The organism is Brevibacillus porteri (assembly GCF_003013475.1).
In the GTDB taxonomy this organism is placed as follows: Bacteria; Bacillota; Bacilli; order Brevibacillales; family Brevibacillaceae; genus Brevibacillus; species Brevibacillus porteri.
This window is the reverse complement of sequence record NZ_PXZO01000087.1, coordinates 1-4,024: the sequence shown is the minus strand read 5'-3', so window position 1 is coordinate 4,024 and position 4,024 is coordinate 1. Positions and strand designations below refer to the sequence as shown.

The following is a 4,024-nucleotide window of genomic DNA, read 5'->3' as shown; positions in this document are numbered from 1 at the left end:
GGTCACCGGACCGGGACCGGGCGTCGACGGCGATGCAAACGGCTCGCAGGCGCCCAGCGGCAGGAACAGGAGGAGTAGGAACAAGACTAGGTGTTTACACATCAGGGTTCCCTCCTTAATCGTGGTGTTGCCCTTAGAGTGCCCGAAAAGAGTCCTCAGTAGAGAAAGTTTTCTTGGCATTAACGCTTGTCAGATGCTCGTGAGCACAGCAAGCGTAAAATAGCCCCACCTTGTCTTCAAGATGAGGCTAGGGTAATCTTGGTTAGGATTGAACTATGCGGACACGTCAGCGGGATCGACGGCGACGACAATCAGCTTGTTTCGCAGCTCTGGGTTGACCCCTTTCTCGATACTGGCATAAAAGCTCTGCATGTCGATCAAAAACACGATCCGTTATTTAAGCAAACAAACGTTCGTTTTTGTACCTGTCTTATGCAAAAAAAGTTGGTAATTATTTCTTCCCGGATATGCACACGCTGGTAGGTGTTCCGCAAACGAGAGCGAATGCAATATAGGGTTACTTTTTCACCACAGGAATCCAAATCTCGCTGCGAAAGGTCGGTGATGTTATCTCTTTATTTTCGTTCCACAAAATTTCTGGGCCCTGAGCCGCCTCATATCCAGAGGACACAAACCATTCAGCATAGATGCGACCCCAGATGTCTTGCAGCGTATCAGGGAATGGACCCACTGATTCGAATACGGCCCAGGTAAAAGCAGGAACTTCAAGCACTGCCAGATTGTCTGGACATTCCTTTGTAGTAGCCACCCCGATAAAGTGATCAACCTCACCATATTCCAGCCGACCTTCTGAAAAGTTCGTGGACGCACTGAGCAGTCCAAGTGGTTTGACATCGGATAGAGACTTCAGTTGCTGAATCGTCTCCATATCTAATGAAGCCCACATGGCCGCAATCTCTGGATTGACTCCACGATAAATCAGCGGGACTCTTTTTTTCAGACCCACAATGCGAAATGCCTCTTTTTCTTCCATACGGTAGTTCATGGCACTGCCTCCTTTAATGGATAGATGAAAGGTCATTCGCGGATAAGCCTTCAAGGAATGGCCGATGTGTCTGGCTTCTGTCGGAGTGACGCCATGCACATTCTGAAAAGCTCTGGCAAAGGAATCAGCCGATCCGTATCCGTATTTGATCGCAATGTCAATGACCCGCTCGTTGCTGTCCGCAAGCTCAAAAGCTGCAAGCGTAATGCGCCGACGCCGGATGTACTCGGATAACGGAACTCCAGCGAGAAAAGAAAACATCCTTTTGAAGTGATACTCGGAGCAGCAAGCCACCCGAGCGATTTCTTTGTAGTCAATCTCGCTGGTCAAATTGTCTTCGATGTAGTCCAGAGCCTCATTCAGCTTTGCAAGCAAATCCATGGTAATGACCTCCCTTTCTCCCTCAGAATAGCAGAAGCAAAATCAGGCGATCCGACATTTCGTGCACGATTATGCCGGGTCGACCTTGTGAAAAACACGATTTGAAAGGAGCTCTATCACAATGACTACCACTTCCCCCCTGCTGCCCCAAATCGGAACGATTTTTGTAGCCGTCAGCGACATCGAACGCGCACGCGACTGGTACTGCCGTCTCTTGGGCATTCCCGCAGACGGTGAGATTATGTTCGGACATATATACTGCATTCCCTTACAAAGCGGACTGACGCTCGTTCTGGACAGCAAAATCTTTCCGAAGCGCATCACAGATGATGCTCCCTTGTTTCATTTCAACACACAGGATATCGAAGCCTCTTATGCATTTCTCAAGGAGAACGGAGTAGAAGTCGTCGTTCCTATCCAGCATGGTCACTGGTTCAACTTCCGCGATCCCGACGGCAATCTGATCATGGTATGCAAATGTTAAGCTGAAAAGGAGATACACGCATGACCATCCACTTACGCCGCACTACACCAGCAGACATTTCATTCGTATGCAAAGTAGAAAATGCGCCAGAGAATACCCCGTTCATTATCCCGTGGAGCGAAGAGCGGCACCACCACGCACTTGGCAACCCGGACATCCTCCATATGATTGCCGAAAAAAAAGAAACAGGCCACCCCGTCGGCTACGTCATCATCGCCGGGCTGACCAATCCTCATCAAAGTATTGAACTCATGCGTATTACAATCGCAGTGAAGGGCGAAGGCTACGGTCGCAACATCCTGCGTCAGATCAAGCATTGGGCATTCATCGAGCAAAAAGCCCATCGACTCTGGCTGGATGTAAAAGAAACGAACGACCGCGCCCGTACCCTTTACGTATCGGAAGGGTTTCACATAGAGGGCACCTTGCGCGATTGCCTAAAATCAGGCGATACTTACGAATCCTTGATCATTTTATCCATACTGGCATCGGAATATGACGCTAAGGGGCTAGTAGCTCCGGAGTCGTAACATACAGCCATTTGCCGTCGTTGCTAGCTCCCAAAATAGATACATTCGCTGGCAGTCCTTTCACCAGCACAGATTGTTGCTTACGATCAGCATCAAACAGGAAGAGCGACGACACGGACTCCGCTCCTTGTTCAGCTTTTTCCCAATCGATATAAACCAAATGGTGAGTGCCTGGAATCCATATCGCATCTGGTTTCATTTCCTTCAGTTTGACGTCGCCCTTAAACACCCCTGCATTCCAATACATTTGATAGGCGCCATCTGTCGACTGGATATAGCCAGACCAAGCTTCTTTTGGAACAGGTGGATTCCAGCTGATCACCTTGCCTGACTGCCAATCGTAGCGTTGACGAAGCTCCTCAAAGCTTTCTTCCTCTGTTCTCATTTCAAACGTCGCGTAGCGTCCATCATCGATAAAACTGACGGGCTGGACTTGCCCATTCATCTCATCTGTTGGAACCCATCCTTTGATTGCACCTGGGAGGCGCCGTTCTTTTGCAGTCGCCAGATCGTACACGACCAGATCGAGATCCTTTTTCTGTTCGGTCTTGCCTACTGCCATCAATACATACTTGCGATCATGGCTAAAGCTGGCTCCATGTACGTATCCATCTACCTTGATACGAGTGGCAAACTCACTTTTCGGTACTTCTGTCCCTTTTGGTGGATGAGCGAAAAAGAAGCCGCGGCGATCTGCCATGAAGTCGCCTGCACCGCTATAGTTGTCAGTCAGCTCCACTGGATAAGCAGTCAGCTCTTTTGTCTGTATGTCATAAATCGAATACAGCATGGGGAAACGTGCATCGCACTCGCAATATTCTGTAAATCGCTCCAACAACACATACCGTTCCTCAGGGTCGATAAATTCCATGGGAGTCCTGACGGCAAAGTCCGTCATTTTTTCTTTCACCTTGCCATCGACAGAGACTCGCCAAATCTGAGACGGAGCAAACACCACCGCCGAGAAATCATTCGTATCATCAAACGTGGTTCCCTTTACCGTCTTCGCTCCTGCTACATTTACAACATATTCCGTCCAGCTTCTGTCTTTGGCAAGCGTATCAGGAAGGGTAGCGAGCAATTGCAGTTGACGGTCGTGCACCCAGTGAAACGTAAAAATCGGCTCCACGTAGCCCAAGTCCTCTTTTTTTGTCTCTTCCTGAGCATTTTTGCGGATCGCTGCTTCGACTGTTCCACGGTTCACAGCTTCCTTAAAAAAGAGGGTGTATGCCTGTGGTGCAGGTCCTACGACCGTTCTTCGAGGAGAGCGGAGCTGTGGAGCCTCATTCAACTGAATAACCACGTCTTCTTTCATCGATACGTAGTCATAAGACAGTTCCTTTTGCTTCCATTCCTTTGTCGTTTGGCTGGTCGTATGGGAGGGGCCACTCTGAGCAATCCGACTGTCCGTGGAGGTTGCTTGCGCGAAGTCGGATCCTGTCATGATAAGCAATGCAAACACAATGGACATACTCATTCCCCGAATTTTTCGCAAAGACAAAAAACTCGCCTCGCTTCCTAGAAAAATTTACCTTACAGAGGATAGACGTCGATACCCTGCTTAAAGTTTCACTCCACAAAAGAAAAAGCCTCCCCACGCGCTTTGGTCAAGACCCCATTTAG

The 4,024-nt window shown here is 49.0% G+C and carries 4 protein-coding genes and 1 pseudogene; 2 read left to right on the top strand and 3 right to left on the bottom strand.

Features of this window, described 5'->3' with window-relative positions; genetic code table 11:
• Positions 1-291: 291 nt before the first annotated feature.
• Positions 292-372, bottom strand: a pseudogene (locus tag C7R92_RS33340) (hypothetical protein); the annotation flags it as partial.
• Positions 373-517: 145 nt separating this feature from the next.
• Positions 518-1,387, bottom strand: a complete 870-nt coding sequence (locus C7R92_RS31750; RefSeq protein WP_106836879.1) for an AraC family transcriptional regulator — start codon at positions 1,385-1,387, stop codon at positions 518-520.
• 121 nt (positions 1,388-1,508) lie between these two features.
• On the opposite strand from C7R92_RS31750, the gene C7R92_RS31745 reads away from it, so the two are divergent.
• Both C7R92_RS31745 and C7R92_RS31740 read left to right on the top strand, forming a co-directional pair.
• Positions 1,509-1,871 carry a VOC family protein gene (locus C7R92_RS31745; protein WP_017249442.1) on the top strand — a complete coding sequence of 121 codons (363 nt, stop codon included), beginning with the start codon at positions 1,509-1,511 and terminating at the stop codon, positions 1,869-1,871.
• A 20-nt stretch (positions 1,872-1,891) separates the two neighbouring features.
• The gene (locus C7R92_RS31740) at positions 1,892-2,401 is read left to right on the top strand and encodes a GNAT family N-acetyltransferase (protein ID WP_106836878.1); all 510 of its coding nucleotides are present in this window, start codon (positions 1,892-1,894) and stop codon (positions 2,399-2,401) included.
• Here C7R92_RS31740 and C7R92_RS31735 read toward each other — a convergent pair.
• Positions 2,373-3,872, bottom strand: a complete 1,500-nt coding sequence (locus C7R92_RS31735) for a hypothetical protein (protein ID WP_106836877.1) — start codon at positions 3,870-3,872, stop codon at positions 2,373-2,375. The two genes, C7R92_RS31740 and C7R92_RS31735, sit on opposite strands and share 29 nt — an antisense overlap.
• Between the last annotated feature and the right edge of the window lie 152 nt (positions 3,873-4,024).